The organism is Lentzea sp., assembly GCF_035525475.1.
Taxonomy (GTDB): Bacteria; Actinomycetota; Actinomycetes; order Mycobacteriales; family Pseudonocardiaceae; genus Lentzea.
The window spans coordinates 1-23,759 of record NZ_DATLEC010000183.1; the positions used below are offsets into that span (position 1 = coordinate 1).

General features: G+C 69.7%; 23 protein-coding genes and 1 pseudogene. 13 read left to right on the plus strand and 11 right to left on the minus strand.

Annotated features, from left to right (window positions below; all coding sequences use genetic code 11):
- A pseudogene (locus VM306_RS29080) lies at window positions 1-652 on the minus strand (transketolase); the annotation flags it as partial.
- A 251-nt stretch (window positions 653-903) separates the two neighbouring features.
- Here VM306_RS29080 and VM306_RS29085 point away from each other — a divergent pair.
- Both VM306_RS29085 and VM306_RS29090 read left to right on the plus strand, forming a co-directional pair.
- Window positions 904-1,836 (plus strand): heme o synthase, encoded by a 933-nt coding sequence (locus VM306_RS29085; protein WP_325520824.1) that lies wholly within the window; start codon window positions 904-906, stop codon window positions 1,834-1,836.
- Between the two features lie 22 nt (window positions 1,837-1,858).
- A complete protein-coding gene (locus VM306_RS29090) occupies window positions 1,859-3,772 on the plus strand; it encodes a hypothetical protein (protein WP_325520826.1) in 1,914 nt (637 codons plus the stop codon).
- Window positions 3,773-3,781: 9 nt separating this feature from the next.
- Here VM306_RS29090 and VM306_RS29095 read toward each other — a convergent pair whose 3' ends face one another.
- From VM306_RS29095 to VM306_RS29105, 3 genes are read right to left on the minus strand one after another with little or no spacing between them, the layout of a single operon-like run.
- Entirely contained in the window at window positions 3,782-4,432 is a 651-nt protein-coding gene (locus VM306_RS29095) for an HD family phosphohydrolase (RefSeq protein ID WP_414672465.1), read from the minus strand.
- A 60-nt stretch (window positions 4,433-4,492) separates the two neighbouring features.
- Window positions 4,493-5,140, minus strand: coding sequence for a hypothetical protein (locus VM306_RS29100; RefSeq protein WP_325520830.1), 648 nt, complete (start codon window positions 5,138-5,140; stop codon window positions 4,493-4,495).
- Between the two features lie 6 nt (window positions 5,141-5,146).
- Window positions 5,147-6,151 (minus strand): hypothetical protein, encoded by a 1,005-nt coding sequence (locus VM306_RS29105; protein ID WP_325520832.1) that lies wholly within the window; start codon window positions 6,149-6,151, stop codon window positions 5,147-5,149.
- A 569-nt stretch (window positions 6,152-6,720) separates the two neighbouring features.
- Between VM306_RS29105 and VM306_RS29110 the strand changes: the two genes are divergently transcribed.
- On the plus strand, window positions 6,721-7,257 hold the full coding sequence (locus VM306_RS29110) for an FKBP-type peptidyl-prolyl cis-trans isomerase (RefSeq protein ID WP_325520834.1): 537 nt from the start codon (window positions 6,721-6,723) through the stop codon (window positions 7,255-7,257).
- 46 nt (window positions 7,258-7,303) lie between these two features.
- Here VM306_RS29110 and VM306_RS29115 read toward each other — a convergent pair whose 3' ends face one another.
- Window positions 7,304-8,245 (minus strand): quinone oxidoreductase, encoded by a 942-nt coding sequence (locus VM306_RS29115; protein ID WP_325520836.1) that lies wholly within the window; start codon window positions 8,243-8,245, stop codon window positions 7,304-7,306.
- A 109-nt stretch (window positions 8,246-8,354) separates the two neighbouring features.
- Between VM306_RS29115 and VM306_RS29120 the strand changes: the two genes are divergently transcribed.
- On the plus strand, window positions 8,355-9,140 hold the full coding sequence (locus VM306_RS29120) for a glycoside hydrolase family protein (RefSeq protein ID WP_325520838.1): 786 nt from the start codon (window positions 8,355-8,357) through the stop codon (window positions 9,138-9,140).
- Here VM306_RS29120 and VM306_RS29125 read toward each other — a convergent pair.
- Window positions 9,137-10,723 (minus strand): DUF885 domain-containing protein, encoded by a 1,587-nt coding sequence (locus tag VM306_RS29125; RefSeq protein WP_325520840.1) that lies wholly within the window; start codon window positions 10,721-10,723, stop codon window positions 9,137-9,139. The two genes, VM306_RS29120 and VM306_RS29125, sit on opposite strands and share 4 nt — an antisense overlap.
- Window positions 10,724-10,759: 36 nt before the next feature.
- Here VM306_RS29125 and VM306_RS29130 point away from each other — a divergent pair, with 36 nt between their 5' ends.
- The 3 genes from VM306_RS29130 to VM306_RS29140 are packed head-to-tail and all read left to right on the plus strand — an operon-like array spanning window position 10,760 to window position 12,694.
- On the plus strand, window positions 10,760-11,050 hold the full coding sequence (locus tag VM306_RS29130) for a hypothetical protein (RefSeq protein WP_325520842.1): 291 nt from the start codon (window positions 10,760-10,762) through the stop codon (window positions 11,048-11,050).
- Window positions 11,047-11,889 carry a hypothetical protein gene (locus VM306_RS29135; RefSeq protein ID WP_325520844.1) on the plus strand — a complete coding sequence of 281 codons (843 nt, stop codon included), beginning with the start codon at window positions 11,047-11,049 and terminating at the stop codon, window positions 11,887-11,889. The genes VM306_RS29130 and VM306_RS29135 overlap by 4 nt, the downstream gene beginning before the upstream one ends.
- Before the next feature lie 19 nt (window positions 11,890-11,908).
- Entirely contained in the window at window positions 11,909-12,694 is a 786-nt protein-coding gene (locus tag VM306_RS29140) for an alpha/beta hydrolase (protein WP_325520846.1), read from the plus strand.
- Here the strand turns inward: VM306_RS29140 and VM306_RS29145 are convergent.
- The gene (locus VM306_RS29145) at window positions 12,680-14,257 is read right to left on the minus strand and encodes a cation acetate symporter (protein WP_325520848.1); all 1,578 of its coding nucleotides are present in this window, start codon (window positions 14,255-14,257) and stop codon (window positions 12,680-12,682) included. The two genes, VM306_RS29140 and VM306_RS29145, sit on opposite strands and share 15 nt — an antisense overlap.
- Window positions 14,254-14,664, minus strand: a complete 411-nt coding sequence (locus tag VM306_RS29150; RefSeq protein WP_325520849.1) for a DUF485 domain-containing protein — start codon at window positions 14,662-14,664, stop codon at window positions 14,254-14,256. Before VM306_RS29150 ends, VM306_RS29145 begins: the two co-directional genes overlap by 4 nt.
- A 336-nt stretch (window positions 14,665-15,000) precedes the next feature.
- Between VM306_RS29150 and VM306_RS29155 the strand changes: the two genes are divergently transcribed.
- The 6 genes from VM306_RS29155 (at window position 15,001) to VM306_RS29180 (ending at window position 21,068) form a co-directional block, all read left to right on the plus strand.
- A complete protein-coding gene (locus VM306_RS29155; RefSeq protein WP_325520851.1) occupies window positions 15,001-17,637 on the plus strand; it encodes a nitrate- and nitrite sensing domain-containing protein in 2,637 nt (878 codons plus the stop codon).
- Window positions 17,634-18,053, plus strand: a complete 420-nt coding sequence (locus tag VM306_RS29160; protein ID WP_325520853.1) for a roadblock/LC7 domain-containing protein — start codon at window positions 17,634-17,636, stop codon at window positions 18,051-18,053. Before VM306_RS29155 ends, VM306_RS29160 begins: the two co-directional genes overlap by 4 nt.
- 77 nt (window positions 18,054-18,130) lie before the next feature.
- Entirely contained in the window at window positions 18,131-18,604 is a 474-nt protein-coding gene (locus tag VM306_RS29165; protein ID WP_325520889.1) for a DUF742 domain-containing protein, read from the plus strand.
- Window positions 18,585-19,202: an ATP-binding protein gene (locus VM306_RS29170; protein WP_325520855.1), complete on the plus strand. Its 618-nt coding sequence runs from the start codon at window positions 18,585-18,587 to the stop codon at window positions 19,200-19,202. Before VM306_RS29165 ends, VM306_RS29170 begins: the two co-directional genes overlap by 20 nt.
- Window positions 19,203-19,499: 297 nt before the next feature.
- On the plus strand, window positions 19,500-19,964 hold the full coding sequence (locus VM306_RS29175) for a transcriptional regulator (RefSeq protein ID WP_325520857.1): 465 nt from the start codon (window positions 19,500-19,502) through the stop codon (window positions 19,962-19,964).
- A gap of 9 nt (window positions 19,965-19,973) precedes the next feature.
- Window positions 19,974-21,068 carry an ankyrin repeat domain-containing protein gene (locus VM306_RS29180; protein ID WP_325520859.1) on the plus strand — a complete coding sequence of 365 codons (1,095 nt, stop codon included), beginning with the start codon at window positions 19,974-19,976 and terminating at the stop codon, window positions 21,066-21,068.
- Here VM306_RS29180 and VM306_RS29185 read toward each other — a convergent pair.
- From VM306_RS29185 to VM306_RS29195, 3 genes are read right to left on the minus strand one after another with little or no spacing between them, the layout of a single operon-like run.
- Window positions 21,047-21,964: a COX15/CtaA family protein gene (locus tag VM306_RS29185; RefSeq protein ID WP_325520861.1), complete on the minus strand. Its 918-nt coding sequence runs from the start codon at window positions 21,962-21,964 to the stop codon at window positions 21,047-21,049. The genes VM306_RS29180 and VM306_RS29185 overlap by 22 nt on opposite strands.
- 20 nt (window positions 21,965-21,984) lie before the next feature.
- Window positions 21,985-22,743: an ABC transporter permease gene (locus VM306_RS29190; RefSeq protein ID WP_325520863.1), complete on the minus strand. Its 759-nt coding sequence runs from the start codon at window positions 22,741-22,743 to the stop codon at window positions 21,985-21,987.
- Window positions 22,740-23,669, minus strand: a complete 930-nt coding sequence (locus tag VM306_RS29195) for an ABC transporter ATP-binding protein (RefSeq protein WP_325520865.1) — start codon at window positions 23,667-23,669, stop codon at window positions 22,740-22,742. Before VM306_RS29195 ends, VM306_RS29190 begins: the two co-directional genes overlap by 4 nt.
- Window positions 23,670-23,759: the final 90 nt, after the last annotated feature.

Here is a 23,759-nt window from a genome sequence, read left to right on the forward strand (position 1 = left end):
CGATCGTCGTGTCGTCCTCGATGGAGATCTTGTTGTCGTCGTAGAAGACGACCAGGTTGCCCAGCTGCTGCGTGCCCGCGAGCGACGAGGCCTCGGAGGTGACGCCCTCCTCGATGTCACCGTCGGAGGCGATCACGTAGACGTGGTGGTCGAACGGGCTGGCGCCCGGCGCGGCCGACGGGTCGAACAGGCCGCGCTCGCGGCGGGCGGCCATCGCCATGCCCACGGCGGCGGCGAGGCCGGAGCCCAGCGGGCCGGTGGTGATCTCGACGCCCCTGGTGTGGCCGTGCTCGGGGTGGCCCGGCGTCTTCGAGCCCCACTTGCGCAGGTGCTTGAGGTCTTCCAGCTCCAGGCCGTAGCCCGACAGGAACAGCTGGACGTAGAGCGTCAGGCTGGAGTGGCCCGCGGAGAGCACGAACCGGTCGCGGCCGACCCAGTCCGGGTCGGCGGGGTCGTGCCGCAGGACGCGCTGGAACAGCGTGTACGCGAGGGGAGCGAGGCTCATCGCCGTACCGGGGTGGCCGTTGCCGACGTTCTGCACGGCGTCCGCCGCGAGCACGCGCGCGGTGTCGACGGCGCGCTTGTCGAGCTCGGTCCAGTCGTCGGGCAGATCGGCCTTGGTGAGCCGGGCGATGTCGTCGGTGACGGTCACGGACTTACAGCTCCAAACTTGTCGCTAGGGCGGGCCGGGAACTCGTTCGGAATCGATCCCGAAGAGCCTGGCCCACATCTCTCCCACGTCCTCCGGCCAGCCTAGTCCCGCGAGAATCAGAAGGTGCTCTGAAAGGTCCCAGGCACATGTGTGCCGAGGCACACCAGCACCCGAACGGGCTGTGAATTCTTTGCGCGGTTACCATCGGTCGCTGGTTTTCACACCTGCTCGACACGAGGAGCGTTCACCCGATGAGTGCCGACAGTCTCGTCGCCGAGGTCCCGAACAGGTCGCCTCGCCAGGTCGTCGGCGCCTACGTGGCGCTCACCAAGCCGCGGGTCATCGAGCTCCTGCTGATCACCACGATCCCCGCGATGCTGCTCGCCCAGCACGGCCTCCCGCCGCTGTGGCTGATCGCCTGCACGCTCACCGGCGGCACCCTCGCCGCGGGGTCGGCAAATGCCCTCAACTGCTTCGTCGACGCCGACATCGACTCGGTGATGAAGCGGACGGCCGCCCGCCCGCTCGCGCACAACGCGATCCCGCCGCGCAACGCGCTGATCTTCGGAATCGCGCTCGGCGTGTTCTCGTTCGCGTTCCTCTGGATCTTCGTCAACCTGATGTCGGCCGCTTTCGCGGTGGCGACGATCCTCTTCTACATCTTCGTCTACACGCTGGTCCTCAAGCGCCGCACCTCGCAGAACATCATCTGGGGCGGCATGGCGGGGTGCATGCCCGTCATCATCGGCTGGTCGGCGGTGACGGGCACCGTCGAGTGGCCGGCGCTGGTCATGTTCGGGGTCATCTTCTTCTGGACTCCGCCACACACCTGGGCCCTCGCGATGAAGTTCAAGGAGGACTACGCCCGAGCAGGCGTGCCGATGCTGCCCGTGGTGGCCACAGCTCAGCAGGTGACGCGGCAGATCGTGATCTACAGCTGGATCACCGTCGTGTGCACGCTCGCCCTCGCCCCCGTCACCTCGTGGATCTACGTGGCCGTGGCGGCGCTGTCCGGCGTGTGGTTCGCCGTCTTCGCGCACAAGCTGCACAACGTGGTCCGGCGCGGCGGTTCCACGAACACGATGAAGTTCTTCCACATGTCGAACCTCTACCTGATGCTCGTGTTCTGCGGTCTCGCCGTGGACGCCGTCGTCGGGTTGCCGGTGCTTGGCTGGCCGTTCTAGCTGCACCTCCAGTCGTACGGCTGTGGCGCCCGTTGAGTTCACCGTCACCGGTGGTGAAGGTTCACCACTGGACTTCGTCGCGGCCCTGACACCGTCGGCGTCGCTCGTCGTGATCACCGATCCCGGCGGCTGGGCGCAGGTCGGCCACGGCCTCACCCCGGGCTTCGCCGCGTCGGTCACGGTCACCACACGGGTCCGCGCGCTGCGCTTCGCCGTGCTTGATCTGCGGCACTTCCCGTCGTCCTCCGCGCTGCCGTCGATCACGGACGTGCCCGGCGACGTGGTGGCGCTGCACGACACCCGTTCCTGGGACTCGGCTCCGGTGGTCGCCGCACTGCGCCGGCTCGGCAGGCCCGTCGTGCTCTTCACCGCCGTGCACACCTGGGTGTCCGGTGTCGACAGCGCGTCGATGCTGGTGGGCTGGAGCGCGCCGCACGTCGTGCTGGCGCGGCCCCGCGGTCCGGGCGAGGCGAGGGTGGAGGACGCCCTGTGGCTCTTCCGCGAGCTGGAGCGCCGCCGGATGATGACGTACACGACGCTGCCCGCGCCGCCCCCGCCCGTCGACAGGTCCGTGACGGTCGTCGTCGCGCTGCCCGGCGCGACCGAGGGCATCGCCGGGGCGTTGCGGCCGGGCGCCGAGTACGAGGTGTGGGTGCGCGTCGGCGACGTCGCCGTGCCGCTGCCGGGCGACCTGGAGCTCAAGGCCGTGCTCGGCATGATCGGCCGGGACGTGCAGGCGGAGTCGTTCGTGCTGCCGGTCGAGGGTGGGAGCCCCTGGGTGAGCTTCACCGTCACGACGCCGTACGCGTCGGTGCCGTGGAGCGGTGAGCTGGTCATCTACCGCGGTGTCGTGCCGGTGCACGTCCAGCAGGTGGTGCTGCCGGTCGGCGGTGGCGAGTCCCAGGTGCGGCCGCGGTTGCGGCTGTCGCGGACGTTCGCGGACCTCGGGCCGTTGTCGTCCCGTACGGCGTCGGTCCTGGTGCTCGGCGAGCGGGTGCTGGTGGCGACCGGCCGCGAGCTGCGGTGGGCAGGCCTGGACGTTCCCCCCGGCCTGCCACCCGTGTCCGGGCTGGACCACTGGTACGGCAAGGGTTTCCCGGAGTTCTGCGAGGACCTCGCCGCGTTCGCGGTGCGGGGTGCCGTGGTGCACGCCCGGCTGTTCCCCAGCGGCGCGGTGGTCCAGCGCGGCGGGGTGATCACGGTGGCCGGCGCGACGCGCGTGCCGTGGGCCCACGTCTACGACCTGCCGTTCACCGAGGGGCCGTACCGGCTGTGCTCGTCCGTGGCGCGGTTCGGCCCGTTCGGGGCCGGGGGACCGGTGCCGCCGCGGTGTCCCGAACCGGACCACAGCGGGAACGTGCTGTGCCCCTTCGGTTTCTGGGGCTTGTCGAGCGTGCTGGAGCAGCCGGCGGGGCCGCTCGCGTGGCAGGTCGCGCCGGCGCAGCGCCAGGTGCAGGTGGCGCTGGCCGTCGACCCCGACCTCGACCGGACGCTGACCCAGCGGCACGTGGCCGAGCTGATGTCTTTCCTGCCGCCGGACTCGATCTCGTCCGCCTACGTCAGCCCGTCGCGGCTGTCGCGCGTGCTGTCGGACGAGCGCGCGGACGTGATGAACCTCGTCTACGACGAAGGCGTCCTGGAGGCCGTGGAGATCGACGCCTGGCCCCACCGGCCGCTGGTCGTGACGACGTCCCCGGCGGCGCACCTGGTGGACGCGTTCGTGAACCAGGCGGGCGCCGCCGGGGTGATCTGCCCGGAGGTAGCCGTCGACCAGGGCATGGCGGGGTGGGTGAGCGGCATGCTGCTCGCCCGGCTCGCCGGGGGGATGGCCGCCGGTGAGGCGGTGCGGCAGACGCGGTGGGAGATGCTCAGCCGGGGCAACGTCCTCGGCCTCGCCCTCACCCTGCACGCGGGTGCCGACCTCCGCCTCAGGTGACCGCTGCCCTCAGGACGTCACGTGGGTCAGCAGGTCCTCGACGCACGGGTCGTCGAGCGACTCGACGATGCACTTCCACAGCGACAGGTTCGTCTCGGCCCACTTGGTGTAGGTCGCGGCGGCCTCGTCGTCGTAGAAGTAGTAGCCCTCGTCGGCCTTGCCCACCTGCTCGCCCACGATCTTGTGCGCGAGCTCGCGCAACGTGATGCCGTTCTCCTGCAGGTACTTGTGCGCGAGAACGACCGGCGTGACCGGAAGCGCCTTGAACAGCGTGTCGGCGTCCGACAGCGCCTGGGCCTCCAGCGAGATGTCGCGGTGGCGGGTGCGCATCTCGGCCTCGAGAACGATCTGCTCGATCCAGTCGATGTCGCCCTGCGAGACGCCGGCGACGAAGAGCACCTTCCTCCGCAGCGCCGCGCCGTCGGTCGGCAACGAGTTGCGGCGGACCATGTAGTTCAGGTCGTGCACGAGCGCGGCCACCTCGACGACGTCCTGCGCGGCGCCGTTGCGCCCCGCGAAGTGCACGGACTTGTCGCGGACGAAGCTCACGTGGTGCCAGCCGTGGAACTGCAGCTTGGCGGCGAGATCCTCGCACAGCCGCCTCACGCGGTGCTCCACGTCCGCGATGACAGACCTCGGAATCCTTGTGCGCGTACGCATCATCAGCCCTCCCAGCGGGTGGGCCGATGGTAAGCGCGGCACGGGCGGTCCCGTGCGGGTTCAGAGGTGGTTCGTCAGATCCTCCAGCCTGTCCTCGACCGGCACGTGCCGGTGGCTGATCCCGGTGTCCGGGTCGTAGCTGAGACTCCACGGCGTGACGGCGCGGGACTTGACCAGGAACGTCATCGTCCCGTCGGCGGCACGCGGGATCCGGTGGAACTCGTGCGCGAGCAACATGCCGGTGGTGCCCTCCGCGCACTGGGTGCGGTTGGTGAGCTCCGTGCCGACGATCGTGCGCTCACCGACGCCCAGCCGGGCGTCGAAACGTTCGTGCAGGTAGGAGCCGCTCAGGATCGTGGTGCAGAAGTGGTACCGGTGGTTGTGGACCGAGTCGGCGTAGCCGGCCCGCCAGTCCGCCAGCGGCTTGTACTCGTGCAGCCAGAACGTGAACGGCTCGTCCGGTTCGTCCCTCAGGCACCACGCGAAGTGCGTCGTCGTCTCCCGGGAGTGCGCGATCACCCAGGTCGCATCCTGGGGCGAGAGCCCGTCGATGTGCGCGCGCAGCTCCCTGCGCAGCTCTGGCCGGGCCGCCCACTCGCGGAACCACTCGCCGACGTCGGGCCAGTGGTCCACGACGGGAAATTCGGCGCGCTTCACCCGAGCGGCGAGCTCCTCGAGTGCGGACAACCCGGTGAACTCGACTAACAAGATCGATCAGCTCCTCAACTGAGCAGATGCGGAGAATTCGCGACGGAATGCGTGGAACTTGTCCTCGAGTTCCTTGAACCCGTCTTTGGTGAGAGCATCGCCGGTGATCTTCTCGAACAACGCCAGGAAGTCGTCGCTCGTCGTTCCCGGCGTGATGACGAAGTGGTACCCGGCCTTGGAATTGCTGATTCGCAGGAACTCCGCGCGTTCCATCGCGTAGAGGAACGAACTCTCGGTGAAGCGCAGGGTCCGCGGATAGGGTCTCAGCACTCCGGCGGTGTTGCTGTAGAGCGTCATCCAGACCGAGTCGTCGAACAGCTCGAGCCGGTCGAGCGGAGGGTCGGAAACGATCGTGACGTCGATCCGGCTGCACCTCCCGCGCGCCGCGTAGAGCCCGACGAGCCCGATGCCGATCTGCTCCCGGAGCTGTTGCTGGATCTCGTCGTAATCGCCGTCGGCACCCTCGTTGCGCAGCAGGTACCGCGCCCGCCCGCTGATGGCGTTGCCGTCACGGGGGTCCGCCAGCACGGCCCTGAGCTCGCACTCCGTGTGGCTGAGCAGCACTCTTCCCGCCGCGTACCGCCCGGCGAACCCGCGGAAGCAGTACAGCCGCGTCCGCTCCAGGTCCTGCATCATGAGCTTGTTGAACACCGGGTCGGGCTTGATCGTCGGCTCGAACACGTGACTGGGGAAGAACTCCCGGTCCAGCGCCCGGTACTCCTCGCTGAGCTCTTTGAGCGCCTTGCGACTCTCCTCGATGACAGGGGTGAGAAGAGCCTTCTGCGCGGCTTTCGACGTGATCAACGTCTGCGTGAAGCTCACCACCGCCGAAATGAGAGTGCCCGTGCCCAGCGCCGTCAGCAGGTTTTTCGCCGTACCGGGATCCATTTGACTGGAAATTGCCAGCGACGAGCCCGACGTGACAACGAGTATGAGGAGGAGCAACCCGGTACGAGTCCAGAACAACTCCTGAACCAGGTTGCTGCGGATGCCTCCGGCCTCCGCGGACACAACTCCACCTCCTGCGACTCACCTCATCGGCGGCTACCCGAACGGACGAATGCGGTCGGTGTCCGATCAAGTGCGAGGAGTTACTGTACGCGTCGGTCTAAAGATAAGGAAGCTGCTATTCGTGCGACATTTCAAGCCGGAATAACCGCCCGTGAGACCAGTGGCCGACCCGCATCCGTGCACACCGGTGACACCGCGTCGCCGAAGGCCCCCGCCGTGTCGGATGAGGGTGACCCACCCACCCGAACGCACTCACGCCGCGTGTCTTAGCCCGCTCGGCGCCGCCCGCCTTTGGTCCGCAGGGCCGATCCAGGGCCGATCCAGGGCCGAGCGGGTCGGCTTGCGGGCGGATGGTCGAGTTCCAGCGGAGGGGTCACCTTGGCCGTGCGGGTCGCCGTGCGTGCGTGGTTGCGCGGGGCATTGTCGACGAGCGGGTGGTCATCGCCACTTCGGGTGTGCACCCCTGGCTCGGCACGTCCCGCCGGTCACACGCCGCCCCGCGCCTGTTCCACCCGCCGCGACCGACCTGCTACACCCCGCTAACACCCTCCCGAATACGCTGCCCAACCATGCGCAACGTCCTGCTCATCGCGTCCCTGGCGCTCGTGGCGGCCACCGGCCTCGCGGGCTGCGGCAGCTCCGCCCAGCCGTCCACCGCCTCCTCCGGCTCGACCGGTGCGGCCGCGCCGACGACCCCGTGCAAGGCCGACGACTTCAAGGTCGCCGGCGACTTCGGTGCGGCGCCCAAGGTCGAGATCCCCGCCTGCAAGCCCACCGGCGAACTCGTCATCAAGGACCTGGTGCAGGGCACCGGCGCCGAGGTGAAGGCGGGCACGACGGCCACGGTCAACTACCAGCTCACGACGTTCTCCGACAAGAAGGTGCTGGACACCTCGTTCGGCAAGAAGCCGTTCGACGTCGAGAACGTCGGCCAGGCGCCGGTCATCGACGGCTGGAACGAGGGGCTCGTCGGCCTCAAGGAGAACGGCCGCCGCCTGCTCGTCGTGCCGCCGGCCAAGGGGTACGGGCAGGGCGGTCAGGGCATCAAGGCGAACGAGACTCTGGTCTTCGTGATCGACGGCGTGAAGGTCACCCCCGCCGCCTGACCGAGCGAGGAGGCCCGCGGAATCCGGGGGCCTCCTCGTCATCGCATCACGGCAGGAGCAGCAGCTTCCCGGTCGTGCGGCGCGACTGCAGGTCCGTGTGGGCCTGTGCCGCCTCCTCCAGCTTGTAGCGGCCGCCGATGCGGATGTTCAGCGTCCCGGACGCGATCGCCTCGAACAGGTCGGACGCGCGCCATTCGAACTCCGCGCGGTTCAGCAGGTACGCGCCGGTCGACGGCCGGGTGAGGAACACCGACCCGGCCGCGTTCAGCCGCTGCGGGTCGACGGGCGGCACCGCGCCGGACGACGCGCCGAACAGGGCGAGCAGGCCGCGCGGCTTCAGCGACGCCAGCGACTGGTCGAACGTGTCGCGGCCCACGCCGTCGTACACGACGTCGACCTTCTCGATCTGCGACGCGAAGTCGCCGTACCGCAGGACCTGGTCCGCGCCGGCCTCACGGGCCAGCGCCTCCTTCTCGTCGGTCGACACGGTCCCGATCACGAAGGCGCCGCGGGACTTCGCCCACTGCGTCAGCAACAGCCCGACGCCACCGGCCGCCGCGTGCACGAGCACCCGGTCGCCTTCCTTCACCTCGTACGTCGAGTGGACGAGGTAGTGCGCGGTGATGCCCTGCAGCAACGAGGCGGCGGCCAGTTCCACGTCCAGCGAGTCGGGCACGCGCACGGCGGCCGACGCCGGGACCACGACCTCGGACGCGTAGCTGCCCAGCACGGACATCCACGCCACGCGGTCGCCCACGGCGAAGGACGGGGAGTTCGACTCGACGACCTCGCCCGCGCCCTCCATCCCCAGCGTGGCCGGCAGCGGGATCTGGTAGGCGCCGCTGCGCTGGTACGTGTCGATGTAGTTCACCCCGGCCGCACCCGTGCGGACCAGCAGCTCATCATCACCGGGCGTGAGCGCGGGAACGTCCGTGTGCTCCAGCACCTCCGGGCCGCCCGCCGAACGCACCACCACTGCCTTGGGCATCTGTCCTCCTTGATCGGCTCGACCGGGGACAACCCCGGTGAACGACCCGATGTTCCCTCCCGCCGCCCGTACGGGCAAAACGGTGCCGTGTTCCTGGTATGACCGGTCCATGCGAAAAACAACCCTGCTGCTGATCGCATTGCTCCTCATGGGAGCGCTTCCATCCCACGCCGCCTCCGCCAAGAAGGGTGTGAACGCGGCCGACGACCCCGGTCCCGCCGGCGCCGCCATGTCCGCGCTGGACGCCCGCTGGTACTACACGTGGGCCTCCGACAGGAGGGGGATCCAGAGCGGCGCCGAGTTCGTCCCCATGATCTGGGGCGAGCGCAGCGTCACCGACACCGAGCTGACCAACGCGAAGGCCAACGGCCGGCAGTTGCTGGGGTTCAACGAACCCGACATGGCAGGCCAGGCGAACATGACCGTCGAACGCGCACTCGACCTGTGGCCGCGCCTGCAGGGCACCGGACTGCGGCTCGGCGCCCCGGCGGTCGCGTACGGCGGTGACGTCGCGGGCGGCTGGCTCGACCGGTTCATGGCGGGGGCGCAGGCGCGCAACCTCCGCGTCGACTTCATCCCGATCCACTGGTACGGCCAGGACTTCTCCAGCGCGGCCACCGGGCACCTGGAGTCGTACCTGCGCAACGTCCACAACCGTTACAGGAAGCCGATCTGGCTCACCGAGTACGCGCTGATCGACTGGCGTTCCGGCCGCGCGGTCTACCCGAGCGAGCAGCAGCAGAACGCGTTCATCACCGCGTCGACGAGGATGCTCGACGGGCTGTCGTTCGTGGAGCGGTACTCGTGGTTCACGCTGTCCACGAAGACAAGCCCGACCGGGCTTTCGACAGGCACGAGCCTGACGTCGGCCGGCCGGGCCTACCAAGCGGCCTAGTCCTCGCCGAGGGCCACCCGGCGGGCGAGACCGAGCGGCAGCGAGCCCGATCCCGCGATCCTGTCGTGGAAGTCGCGCAAGGAACCCAGCCCCGCAGCCAGGTACTCGTCGCGGATGAGGTCGATCTCCAGCGCGCCGGTCAGGTACGACGGCGCCTGGGTCGGCCACGCGCAGTACCGCTTCACCTCGCCCGCCGCGGTGCCCGGCGTCAGCGCCGTGCGCGCCAGCATGAACGCCTCGGCCTCCGGTGGCGTCATGTCGCCGCAGTGCAGCGCGGTGTCGACGATCATGCGCGCCGCGCGGAACAGGCGCGCCTCGACGTGGCTCATCAACGCCGCCTGCGTCGTGTAGTAGCCGACCGACCGGAGCAGCTTCTCCGAGTACAGCGCCCAGCCCTCGGAGAAGTACGACGTGCGGAACACCTTGCGCAACGGGTGCGCCGACCCCTGCGCCGCCACCCAGGCCGAGTGCCAGTGGTGGCCGGGGTAGGCCTCGTGCACCGAGATCGTCGGCAGCTGCGAACGGGCGTTGGTGCGCAGCCGGTGCGTGATCTGCTCGTCGGTCGCGGTGGGCGGGGTGAACGGCACGAAGAAGTAACCGGTCCGCTTCGACGTCAGCGGCGGCGGTCCGACGTAGCTCGCGACCGCCATCACCGCGCGGTGGAACGGCGGAGACGGCACCACGCGGCACTCCTCGCCCTCGGGCAGCGTCACCAGCGAGTGCTCGACCAGCGCCGCGCGGGCGCGTGCGGTCTCCGCCTCGTACTCGGCGCGCATCGCCTCCAGCGTCGGCGGGTGGTCGTCCTGCAGGGTGGTCATCACCGAACGCCAGTCCGCCGTGCCCGCGAGCTCGGCGATCTCCGCCTCCAGCGAGGCGTAGGCGTCCTGGCCGCGCTGGTGCAGCTCCGGTGCGCCGTAGCCGAGCAGTTCCTTGTCCTGCAACAGGGCCGAGTAGAGCTTCTCGCCCATCCGCCAGTCGCCGGTCGCCCGCACGGCCAGGTCCTCCAGGAACACCGCGTACCTGTCGAACGCCTCGGCCGCGGGCCCGGCCGCCTCCACCAGCTTCGCGCGCAGCTCGGGCGAGGACACCTCCAGCGGCAGCGAGTCCAGCAGGAACGCGCGGCCCGTCCGCACCTGGTCGAGCGCCCGCCGCACGACCAGCGGCGACGCGAGCGACGGGTCGAGGTTCGCCTCGGCCGCGGCGAAGACCGACGGCACCTCGCGCAGCTTCGCCACGGCAGCGTCGACCAGCTCGGCCTCGGGCAGCAGCCCGTGCAGGAACGGCGCGAGCAGTCCGAAGAAGACCATCCCGGAGTACTCGTGCGGGTCGCGCCGCCACCCCGGCCACGTCTCCATCGCGAGCGAGCCGCGCAGCACCGACAGCGCGAGGTCGCGGTCCACCGACCTCGGCAACGGCTCCAGCCGCGCGACCCACGCGCCGTACTCCCCGGTCCTGCGCTCGAACGACGCCGAGGAGAAGTCCCCGAACGTCGAGTAGTGCTCGAGCGAGCCGACCTGGGCGGCGTGCGCGGGGTGGTGGTCGAAGTACCACGAGAGGAACGACGTGATCGTGTCGGTGGTCACCCGGCTGAAGCTACCCGGTGGTTTTACAGTGTGGGGATGTCTGATCAAACGGCGCGGAAGCGCATCGCCGAGTTCGTGAAGGCCCACGGCAAGCCGGGCACCGCGGTCAGGGCGGTCGTGGAGCCCATCGGCCGGGCCGGCGCACGGATCGTGCTGGTCGGCGCGGACGGCGCCATGGGCGACGTGATCACGGAGACCGTCGAGGTCGCCACGCAGGCCGTCGAGGCCGCGGAGGGCGTCGAGCAGGCCGAGTGGGACCGCGAGACCACGTCCGCCATCAAGATCGGCCCCGCGCACCGCCGCAAGATGGCCAAGATGCAGTCGTGAGGGTCGTGCTCGCGTCCTGCGCCGCCCTGCCCCGCGGCGACGGGGACGAGGACGCGCTGGTCGACGTCCTGCGGCGCGAGGGTGTCGACGTGGTGTGGCAGCCCTGGGGCGAGGACGTGCACGCCGACCTGGTGGTGCTGCGCGCGACGTGGGACTACACCGACCGCCTGGACGAGTTCCTGGCGTGGTGCGACCGCGTGCCGGCGCTGGCGAACCCGGTGGCCGTGGTGCGCTGGAACACCGACAAGTCCTACCTGGTCGAGCTCGCCGCCCGCGGTGTGGCCGTCGTGCCCACCGCCGTCGTGGAGCCGGGTTCCGAGCCCGCGTTCCCGGACGGCGAGTTCGTGGTGAAGCCGGCGATCGGCGCGGGCTCACGCGGTGCGGCCCGGTTCACGGACCACGCCGCTGCCCGCGCGCACTTCGAAGCGCTGGGCGTCAAGGCGCTGGTGCAGCCGTACCAGTCCAGTGTGGACGCTCACGGCGAGACCGCGCTGGTGTTCTTCGCGGGCGAGTACTCCCACTCGTTCCACAAGGGACCGATGCTGGCGCAGGGGCTGGCCGAGTCGGAGTCCGGGCTGTACGTGGAGGAGGAGCTGCGCGGCATCGAACCGAAGCCCGCGCAGATCTCGCTCGCGAACCAGGTGCTCGACGTGGCCGCGGACCTGCTTTCGCTGAGTCGCAAGGACTTCCTGTACGCCCGCGTGGACGTCGTGGAGGGACCGGACGGTGAGCCGTTGCTGCTGGAGCTGGAGCTCACCGAGCCGACGCTCGGGTTCAAGCACACCGGCGAGGAGGCCGCGTCCCGGTTGAGCGCGGCCATCCAGGCGGCCATCTCCTAGATCGCGCTACGGTCGGACCATGACCACCGCGACCGTCAACGGCATCACCATCGGCTACGACGACGAGGGCACCGGCGACGACGTGCTGGTGCTGGTGCACGGCCATCCGTTCGACCGCACGATGTGGCGCCCGCAGGTCGAGCACTTCAGCGCCGCGGGCTGGCGGGTGGTCGCCGCGGACCTGCGCGGCTACGGCGAGAGCACCGTCGTCCCCGGCACCACGCCGCTGGAGGTCTTCGCGTCCGACATCGCGGCGCTGCTCGACCACCTCGGCGTCGAGCGGTTCGTGCTCGGCGGCCTGTCGATGGGCGGCCAGATCGTCATGGAGTGCGTGCGCCAGTTCCCCGGACGCCTGCGCGGCCTGGTCCTCGCCGACACCTTCGCGCAGGCGGAGACGGACGAGGGCCGCAGGAACCGCAACGACATGGCGGACCGGCTGCTGCGCGAAGGGATGTCCGGGTACGCGACCGAGGCGCAGTGGAAGATGGTCGCACCGCACAACACCGCTGTCGGCGAGTACGTCGTGCGGATGATGCACAACGCGCCACCGGAAGGCGCGGCGGCGGCGTTGCGGGGCCGCGCGGAACGACCGGACTACTCCGGGACGCTCACCACGATCACCGTGCCCACGCTCGTGATCGTGGGCAGCGACGACGAGTACACGCCGGTCGCCGACGCCGAGTACATGCGCGAACGCGTCCCAGGTTCGACGCTGGTCGTGGTCGACGGGGCCGCCCACATGCCGAACCTGGAACGCCCGCGCTTGTTCAACGACGCGGTGGCGGAGCTTCTAGCGCAGGCCTGACCCGATGCCGGTCAGCCCGCGCACCTCCATCTCCGCCTGCTTCTCCGGATCCGCCTTCTCCCCGCCGAGGACCGTGCCCAGGAACCCGGCCAGGAACGACAGCGGGATCGACACGATGCCGGGGTTCGACAGGGGGAAGAAGGCGAAGTCGACGTCCGGGAAGATGGACGACTTCGAGCCGGAGATCGCGGGGGAGAACACGATCAGCAGCACGCACGACGTGAGGCCGCCGTAGATGCTCCACAGCGTGCCGCGCGTGTTGAAGCGCTTCCAGAACATCGAGTACAGCAGCGTCGGCAGGTTCGCGGACGCCGCCAGCGCGAACGCGAGTGCCACCAGGAAGGCGATGTTCTGGCCGTTCGCCGCGATGCCGCCGACGATCGCCAGCACACCCACGCAGACCGCGGTGATGCGCGCGACGCGGACCTCGTCGTGCGGGTCGGTCTCGCCGTGCTTGATGACGTTCGCGTAGACGTCGTGGGCGAAGGAGGCCGACGCCGTCAGGGTCAGGCCGGCGACGACCGCGAGAATCGTGGCGAACGCGACCGCGCACACGATGCCCAGCAGGACCGTGCCGCCCACCTGGAACGCGAGCAGCGGCGCCGCCGAGTTCTCGCCGCCGGGGGCGTTGGTGATCTCGTCGCTGCCGACCAGTGCCATCGCGCCGAAGCCGATGACCAGGGTGCAGGAGTAGAAGATGACCATCATCCACGTCGCCCACACGACGGACTTCCTGGCCTCACGGGCGTTCGGCACCGTGTAGAAGCGCATCAGGACGTGGGGCAGCGACGCGGTGCCGAGCACCAGGGCCAGGGCGAGCGACAGGAAGTCGATCTTCGACAGGCCCGTGCCGCCGTACTTCACGCCCGGCGCCAGCACGGCCTCGCCCAGCGGCGAGCGCTGCGTCGCGCGGTCGAGCATCGACGAGAAGTCGAAGCCGAACTTGCCGATCAGGAAGATGGTCAGCAGCGAGACCGACAGGATCAGCAGGACGGCCTTGATGATCTGCACCCACGTGGTGCCCTTCATCCCGCCGACCAGCACGTACAGCACCATGACGATGCCGACGACCGCGATGATGACCGCCTGGCCGACCTTGCTGTGGACGTCGAGCAGCAACGCCATCAGGCCGCCGGCGCCCGCCATCTGCGCGATCATGTAGAACAGCGAGATGACGAGCGTCGCGTTCGCCGCCGCCGCGCGCACGGGGCGCTGGCGCATGCGGAACGCCATCACGTCGCCCATCGTGAAGCGGCCGGTGTTGCGCAGCCGTTCCGAGATGAGCATCAGGCCGATCAGCCAGGCGACGACCCACCCGATCGAGTACATGAAGCCGTCGTAGCCGTTCACGGCGATGGCGCCGGAGATGCCCAGGAACGACGCCGCGGAGAGGAAGTCACCCGAGAGCGCGATGCCGTTCTGCGTTCCCGTGAAGCTGCTGCCCGCCGCGTAGTAGTCCGACGCGCTCACGTTCCGCGTCGACGCGCGGTACACGACGTAGAGCGTCAGCAGGACGAACAGGCCGAAGACGGACAGGTTGATCGCGGTGTTCGCCCCGGTCACGCGAGCTCCTCATCGGTTTCCACCAGTGCGCGCACCTTGTCGACCTGCGGGTCGAGCTTCCGCCTGGAGTAGCGCGCGTAAGCCATCGTGATGACGATCGTGGTGACGAACTGGAGAAATCCCATCGTCAGGCCGACGTTCACGGTTCCGAACAGCGGAGTGCTCATGAAGTCGGCGGCGTAAGCCGACAGCAATACGAACGTGACATACCACGCGAGGAACAGCAGAGTCGCCGGGAGAATGAAACGAGCCACCCGGCGCTTCAGCACCAGGAAATCCTCACTCGTTTGGATGGCGCCGAAATCCGGCTCGCCGTCACCGTCTATGAGCAATGAGTGACGGGGCTCTTCGAACGTGGCGAATCCGGGCGTCGCCGGGCGTGACACGGAGGGCAGCGCCTTCGTCATCAACCGCTCGCATTCGTTACGGGGAGTGCCCGGCGAGCGCCTGCGCGAAGGCCGCGGCCAAACCGGGGGTGGAGGGCGCAAGCGTAACCACGCTTGGCGGTGAGTCAATCCCTTGTACCCGGACAACCACCCCACCGGGGCGGCTGTCACGGTCAGTGATCAGTCGTGCACTCCTCAGGTCGTTGTCGCGTCACGCTGTCTGGCCTACTATCCGCTCACACCCGACACGCCGGTTCTCGATATCGAACTGCGAGGGGTGTCTCGACTAGTGGGGATTCACCAGGCCAGGAGGTAGCCGAAAGTGGGGCACTTCGAGCGCGCCTTGGGGACCATTTCGTGAATGTCGAGTGGAGAAAGATCAGCGACTGGCGCAACTGGCGCCTGCCCGTCAAGCTCGGCGTCGTCCTGCTGGTCCCGGTGGCGGTCGCCGTCGGCGCGGGCGCGTTGCAGATCTCCGGTTACGTCGACCGGTCGAACAGCTACGTGCAGATGCAGGGCCTGGTGCGCCTCAGGGCCGATCTCGCGCCGTTGATCTCCAGCGTCCAGCAGGAACGCACGCTCGCCGCGCAGAGCTCCACCAGCGGCTCCGGCGTCGGCGCCTACCAGAACCAGATCAGGTCCACCGACAACGCCGTGACGACCATTGGGCGTCGCGTCGAGCGCACCAGCGGCCTGAGCGACGTCGCGCGCAACCGGTTCTCCGAGCTCGGCGGTCAGCTCGAGACGTTGAAGAACCTGCGCGAGAAGGTGGCGCAGGGCGGCGACGACGGCGACCCGTCCGGTGGCACCAACGGCTACACCGCGGTCGTGAAGTCGTTGCTGGACTTCGAACAGGCGCTCGTCAGCCAGTTCGGCGACCAGGCCATCGCCGGCACCGCGATGGCGCTGCACAACATGGTCATCGCGCAGGAGCAGGTCTCCCTGCAGCACGCGATCGTCCTGGCCGGGATCGGCCGCGGCAAGCTCCTCGGTCCCGAGGTCCGCGTGCTGGAGCAGTCCGACATCCGCCTGCAGGACCGCCTCAACGACTTCCAGGCCATCGGCACGACCGAGCAGCGCCGTGCCTACGACCAGACCGTGACCGGTGCCGCCGTCGCGAACCGCTCCGCCCTCGTCGAACGCGCGCTCACCCAGCCCGACGGCACGCCGCCGCCGACCACGCGGCCCGGCCAGCCGAAGCCGGCGCCGTCGTTCGGCATCGCCGTCGACGACTGGAACAAGTCGTCCGGAGCCACCGCCCGCCTGATGGAGCAGGTCGTCCGCGAACTGCAGGACGAGCTCGCGAACTCCGCCGCCGTGTTGCAGGACACCACGTCCAACAAGGCCGGCGCCGCCGCGGTCATCCTGCTCGCGATGCTGCTGATCGCCGGCACGCTCGGCTTCGTCATCGGTCGCTACCTGCTGCGCTCCCTCAGCGAGCTGCGGCGCTCCGCCCTCGACGTGGCGCACCACCACCTCCCCGAGGTCGTCGCCGCGATCCGCGCGGACCGCAAGCCCGACACCGAGATCGAGCCGGTGCCCGTGCACACCAGCGAGGAGTTCGGCCAGCTGGCACGCGCGTTCGACGCGGTGCACGAGCAGGCGATCCGGTCCGCCGTCGAGCAGTCCTCGCTGCGGTCGGGCATGAGGAACATCTTCGTCAACCTGTCGCGCCGCTCGCAGGGCCTCGTCGAGCGCCAGCTCAAGCTCATGGAGGAGCTCGAGCGCCACGAGGAGAACCCCGAGCAGCTCGCCAACCTGTTCAAGCTCGACCACCTCGCGACGCGCATGCGCCGCAACAACGAGAACCTGATGGTGCTGTCCGGCACCGACGTCGCGCGTCGGTTCCACCAGCCCGTCCCGCTGGCCGACGTGCTGCGCGCGGCCGCGTCGGAGATCGAGCACTACCAACGGGTCGTGGTGAAGTCGACGCCGTCGGTCGAGATCGTCGGCTACGCCGCCAGCGACCTCGTGCGCCTCGTCGCGGAGCTGCTGGACAACGCCACCGCGTTCTCCGCGCCCGCCACCCAGGTCGTGATCGGCTCGCGGCTCGACCCGCAGGGTTCCGTGCTCGTCGAGGTCGCCGACCAGGGCATCGGCATGGGGCCCGCGGAACTCGCCGAGGCCAACGAGCGGCTCTCCGCCGACACCGCGGACGACGTGCCGGTGTCGCGGCAGATGGGCCTGTTCGTCGTCGGTCGTCTCGCGTCCCGCCACGGCATCTCCGTGCGGCTGCGCGGGGCGGGGGAGGACAGGGAAGGCCTGCGGGCGCTGGTGCTCGTCCCGGCGGAGCTCGTCCGCTCGCACGAGCAGGCCCCGGCACCGGCCCAGCCGCGTCACGCCGCGCTGCCGCAGCCGAAGCAGGCGCTCACCCCCAAGCCGCCGCACGTGGTCGTGAAGACTCCGAACCTGGCGTCGCCACCCGCACCCGCGCCGGCCATCGAACGCCCGCGCGAGTCGGACGAGTGGATGTCGTTCCGCGGCGCGGCGATCGACGAATCCCTGCCGCAGCGAAACCCTCGCGGCTCCTCGGCCGTTGAGAAGTCCGTGCCTGCAGAGACACCAAATGAGACGACGTCATCCTGGTTCTCGGGTGCCGGAGGCCAGGGCCACGCGGTCAACGGTGATCATCCGTCGAACGGGTCCACATCGGAGCCCGCGCCCAGGTCGTCATCGTCACCGTCCGTAGTGGCATCCTGGTTCGGCAAGAAGCCCGGCGGGACGGTCTGGGAGCAGCCGGGCGACCCCGCCGCGGACGCCGGCGAGACCGGTGCCGGGTTGCCGAAACGGGCGCCGCGCAAGAACCTGCTCCCCGACCTCGCGGAACGTCCGGCGGAGAACGGCGCACGCCCTGCCGTGGGCCCGAAGCAGCGCGATCCGGAACGGGCACGAGGGTTTCTCGCGAGCTACCAGACGGGCCTGCGCGGGGCCCCGCTGGGCGGCGGGAACGTGAACGGCCAGGGGAACGGCCAGCGGAACGGGGAGAAGGCATGAGTACGCCGCAGTCGAGCAAGGTGGACCAGTTCGGCTGGCTCATCACGAACTTCACCGATCGCGTGGCCGGTGTCGCCCACGCGATCGTGATCTCGGTGGACGGCCTCCTGCTCACCAAGTCCTCGGGTCTCCCGCCGGACAGGGCAGAGCAGCTGGCCGCCATCTCCTCCGGCGTCGTGGCGCTCACGATGAGCGCGTCGCGTTGTTTCGAAGGCGGCGGAGTGTTGCGCACCGTGATCGAGATGGACTACGGGATCATGCTTCTCATGTCCATTCGAGACGGGTCCTGTCTGGCGGTTCTCGCCGCGCCCGACAGCGACGTCGGCCAGGTCGCCTACGAGATGACCGTGGTCGTCGACCAGGTGGGCCAGATCCTCACCCCCGAACTGCGAGCGCAGCTGCACAGCGTGAGGTGATCATGAGTTCGGCCGCAGACCCGAACCGGCGACGCAGGCGGGCGCAGACGCCCGCCGAGCAGACCTTCGCCGACCTGATGAACGGGTTTTCCCTGGACTCGGGCCGAAAACGGCCGCGCGCGTCCACCTCGGCGGAGCCGGAGCCGGAGCAGGTTCCCGCGTCACCGAGCGTGGAAACGCCGGACTTCGACTTCGGCGTGGCCGAGCCCGCCGACGCGTCGATCGTTCGTGCATATGCCTGGACAGGCGGGCGCACACGGTCCAACATCGATCTCGAGATCGAGACACTTGTCTCCGCCAATGATCAGAGCAGGCGGTCGGCAGGTATCTTGCAGTCTGAGCACCAACGCGTTGTCGAGCTGTGCCGTTCACCGCGATCCGTCGCGGAGGTGGCCGCACTGATGCGGCTCCCACTGGGAGTCGTGAAGGTGTTGCTCGGCGACATGGCGGAACGAGGTCTGGTGGACGTGCACCAGACCGCTTCCGCGGGCGGTGACACGCCGGACCTCGGGTTGATGGAGAGAGTGCTGAGTGGACTACGTCGGCTCTAGATTTCCCGACTTCGGGCCCCCTGGGCCTCCCGGTCGGGAGCTGACCTCGGCCAAGATTGTCGTCGCCGGTGGCTTCGGCGTGGGCAAGAGCACCTTCATCAGGACGATCGCGGACAACGATCTGCTGACGATGTCCGCGCTCGCACCGGAACGGGCCGGCCTGGTGACAGAGCTGGTGCGCATCCAGTTCGGACGCGTCTGGCTCGACCCCGGCCTCGCGCTGCACCTGTTCGTGGCGCCCCAGTGGCAGGATCCGCGCGCGGGCTGGAGCGACGTGGTGCGCGGCGCCGTCGGTGCCGTGGTCCTCTTCGACGTCATGCGGCCCGCGGACTCCGTGGACGCCATGCGGTACTTCGAGGACCACCGGATCCCGTACGTGCTGGCGTTGAACAACGTGCACGCGTCCGTCCGGTCGGACGTGAAGGCGATCATCCGCGGGATGGGGATCGCTCCCGAGGTTCCCGTGCTGAACTGCGATCCCCGGGTTCGGCCTTCCGTCCGGGAGACGCTGATCTCGTTGACCGAGCACGCGAAGCTGGACCGGTGGCGGCGGCGAGCCGGTCCTGATGAGACGACTCCGCTCGCGCCTGTCTGCTGACGTTGTGGGTGGCTGGAGGCCTCTTCCCTGGGTTCTGGGGAGGGGCCTTCTGGCGTTTGCAGGGGCGGCATGCGGGCCGTGCGGGGTCTTGTCGCGTGCGCTGGTCGCGTTCCGTCGGAGGGGTCACCGGCCGTGCGTCGGGTCGCCTTGCGTGGGTGGTTGCTCGGGCAGTTTCGAGGCGTTGGTGGTCATCGCTTCCCAGCTCGGCAACAGCCCTGCCCGCTTCGCGCAGCGTTTGCCTGCACCTGTTGACGAGATCGTTACGATGATTTCAGTGTCAACCGAAAGGGATCATCGGTGAGCGTAGGCAGGGAAACCCGGCTGTCCGCCTGGATCGAGCGGTTCGCCGCCCACTTCGCCGAAGAGGGCATCCCGCTCATCGGCGGGCGCATTCTCGGCTACCTGTTGGTGTGCCAGCCGGTCGAGCGGACCGCAGCGGAGTTGTCGCAGGAGCTCGAGGCCAGTAGCGGGTCGATCAGCACGAACCTCAAGTACCTGGTGAACGTCGGGCTGGTGACCAAGCGGACCCGGCGCGGGCGGCAGGCCGCCGAGTACCGGATCAACGAGAAGGCGTGGTCCGAGTTCATCCAGCGCAAGCTCCACGCCATCGCGAGTGTGCAGACGCTGACTGACGACGGCATGCGGTTGCTCAGCGGGGATCCTGAGCGCGCGATGCGTCTCAAGACCGTCGACCACCTCTACGGTTGGCTCTCAGAGGAACTTCCCGCTTTGTGGGAGCGCAGGCCCACTTCGCCGAAGTAGCGTGGTGCCATGTGGCACCCGTACCGCGACGACGTCGAGTACTACGAGGAGCGTGCCAGGGGACTGCTCGCCTCCGCGTGGGACGGGGTGCCGGGCGCGCTGGAAGTGTTCGAGGACGTGCCGCTGACCGACGAGGGTGCGCGCATGGTGCTCGCCCAGGCCCACGGGTGTCAGGACTGGAAGGCGCTCGAGGCCAACATCCGCCGGCCGCGGCCGTTCGCGCGGGCCTACCAGGCCATCGAGATGCGGAACCCCGGCGAGCTCAAGGCGATCATCACGCGTGATCCGTGGCTCGTGAAAGCCAGTGGTACCAACGGCAACGACCTGCTCGGGCTGTCCGCTGCCACGCGGGACGAGAGGTTGGTCGAGGTGCTGCTCAACGACGGCGCGGACATCAACCACCAGAACGTCCACGGCTGGACGGCGTTGCACCAGGCGGCCTACGCGAACCTGCCTGGCCTGGCCGGGCTCCTGCTCGGCAGAGGTGCGCGGACGGATCTGGAAGCGCGCGGGGAGGGTGGGACGCCGCTCACCGTCGCGTTGTTCTGGGGGAACAGGGAGACGGCGGAACTGCTCGGGGACGATCCGCCCAACCTGAGGACGGCGGCCGGGCTCGGCGACCTCGACCTCGCCACCCAACCCGAGGCCAAGCGCGGCTACTACCGGCCGCACAGCGGGTTTCCGCGGTGGTGGCCTACCGACGACCCGCAGGAAGTGCTCGACGAGGCGTTGTCGTGGGCCGCCCGCAACGACCGCGTCGAGGTTCTCGGCGACCTGCTCAAGCGGGGCGCCCGGATCGACGCGGACGTGTACCGGGGGACCGCGCTCGCCTGGGCGGCCTACCGGGGGCTGGAGAACGCCACCCGCGCGTTGCTGGATCTCGGCGCGAACCCCGACCAGCGCACGGGGTTCGGGGGGCCGATGCACGGTGAGGGTGTGACGGCGTTGCACCTCGCGGCCGAGCGCGGGCACCTGCCGGTGATCCGGATGCTGCTCGACGCGGGGGCGGACAGGACGATCACCGACGCCAACTTCGAGGCGACACCGGCCCACTGGGCCGGGCACAACGACCAGCGCGAGGCTCAGGCCTTGCTGAGCGCCTGATCGTCGGAGGCGGGCAGCTCCACGGAGTGCGTGCGCTCGCGCGACGACGTCCACAGTGCTGCTGTGGCGACGACGACCGCGCCGGCGCCCAGCACGTGGATCGAGACGAGCACCTCGGGTACGCCGGTCCAGTACTGGACCATGCCGAGCGCGCCCTGGGCGAGCACGACGCCGACCAGCGTCCAGTAGGCGCGGGTGCGCGTGAAGAAGCCGACGGCGATCAGCAGGCCCAGGAACAGGAACAGCAGGTCCGCGTGGACCTGCGCGAGCGTCGCGACCTCCACGTCCAGGCGCGGCGTCGCGGCGTCACCGGCGTGCGGGCCTGCGGCCGTCACCCAGGTGCCCGCGAGCAGCAGCGCGCCCAGCACGGCGGCCATGACGACCTGGAGCCTCATCAGCGGGGCCGGGACGAGCAGTCGTGCGGGGCCGTCGCCCTCGGACAGCGAGCTCACGAGCAGCACGGCCATCCACACCAGGACCATCGAGATCATGAAGTGGACCGACACGGTGTACCAGGCGAGGCCCGCCAGGACCGTGATGCCGCCGACGACCGCCTGGACGGCCACACCGACGAGCTGGACCAGCGACAGCACCAGGACGCGCCTGCGCCGGGGGAGGTGGAACCACGCCGCCAGGACGCACAGGCCCGCGATGATGCCGACGACGCCCGTCAGCGTCCGGTTGCCGAACTCGACCCACTGGTGCAGGGCCGCTACCTCGGGGTGCTCGACCGGGACGACGCTGCCCTCGACGCACTCCGGCCACGTCGGGCAGCCGAGGCCCGAACCGGTCACGCGGACGATCGACCCGGTGACCGCGATTCCGGCCTGCGCGATGACGACGGCAATCGCGAACGCGCGCTGCCAGGACACGAGAAAGGCGGTCAGCTTCGACACGCCCACGATGGTAGGCGCGGTCAGGTCAGGCGAGTCGTTCGGGTAGCCAAGGCGCCCGCGACAACGCCCCAGGCCACGAGCACTGCGACGGGGCCCGCACCCGGTGCCGTGCCGTGCACCACAGAAGTCTCCAGCGCCTCGGCGAGCGCGGCGGACGGCAGCAGGTGCACGAAGCCGACGGGCACGGACAGCGCCACGCCGCCGACCATCAGCAGCACGAACCAGATGATGTTCGCCAGCGCCAGCACGATCTCGGCCCGCAGCGCGCCGCCCAGCAGCACGCCCAGCGCACCGAAGGTGAGCGTGCCCAGGACGATCAGCAGCACCGCCCACGGCAGGCCGCTCAAGGGGAACCGCCAGCCCAGGACCAGCGCGGTGACGGCCAGCAGCACGATCTGGATCGCCACGACGACGAGCGCGCCGCAGACGCGTCCGGCGACCAGCAGCCACCGGGGCAGCGCGGAGGCCGACAGCCGCTTCAGCACGCCGTAACGGCGGTCGAACCCGAGCGCGATGGCCTGTCCGGTGAATGCCGAGGAGATGATCGCCAGCGCGAAGATCCGTGCCGTCGCGGAACCGACGCGCGGCTCCGGCATCGGGATCACCGACATCAGGCTGAGAGCGATGAGCAGCGCCAGCGGGATCAGGACCGTCAGCAGGATCTGCTCGCCGTTGCGCAACGTCAGCATCGCCTCGGTGCGGGCGTGCACGAGGAGCATCCTGCCGAGCGACCCGCGGCCGGGCGCCGGCTTGAAGGTGCCGGGAGCGAAGGTGGTCACGAGCGCAGCTCCCTGCCGGTCAGCTCCAGGAAAACGTCTTCGAGGCTGCGCTTGGCCACCGTCAGCTCCTCGGCCAGCACGCCCTGCTGCGCGCACCACGACGTGACGGTCGAGACGACCTGCGGGTCGATCAGACCCTCCACGACGTACTGGCCGCGCGTGGCCTCGCGCACCTTCAGGCCCTCCGGCAGCGCGGCGGACAGCAGCGAGGTGTCGAGGCCGGGGCGGGCGCGGAAGCGCAGCTGCTGGTCGTCCGCGCGGTTGGCGGTCAGCTCGGCGGGCGAGCCCTGCGCGACGACACGGCCCTCGTCGATGATCACGACGTTGTCGGCCAGCGTCTCGGCCTCGTCCATGAGGTGCGTCGTCAGAAGCACGGCCACGCCGTCGTCGCGGAGGGCCCCCACTAGGTCCCACACCAGACGGCGCGCCTGGGGGTCCATGCCCGCGGTCGGCTCGTCGAGGAACACGAGCTCGGGGCGTCCGATCAACGCGCACGCGAGCGACAATCGTTGCTGCTGGCCGCCCGACAACCTCTTGTACGGGGTGCGTGCCGCGCCGCCGAGACCGAGGACGTCGATCAGCCACTTGGGGTCGAGCGGGTTCGCCGCGCACGCCGCCACGAGGTTGAGCATCTCCCCGGCGCGGATGCCGGGATAACCGCCGCCGCCCTGCGGCATCACGCCGATGCGCGGGCGGAGCTCCTCGGAGCCGGGCGTGAGGCCGAGCACGCGCACCGAGCCGTCGTCGGCCGAGCGGAACCCCTCGCAGATCTCGACGGTCGTCGTCTTGCCCGCGCCGTTGGGCCCGAGCAGGGCGAGAACGGTGCCGGGCTGCTGAACGAGGTCCAGGCCGTCGACGGCGGTCTTCGAGCCGTACCTCTTGACCAGCCCCGACACTTCCACCGCAGGCTGGGGATTCGGGCTCACAGGCACGCAGCCTAGGCGGTCCGGGCAATCCGCCAGAAGGCAGGGCTGGGCGCAGTTCCTGAAGGTGAGCTGAAAAAGGTGGGGCTGTCC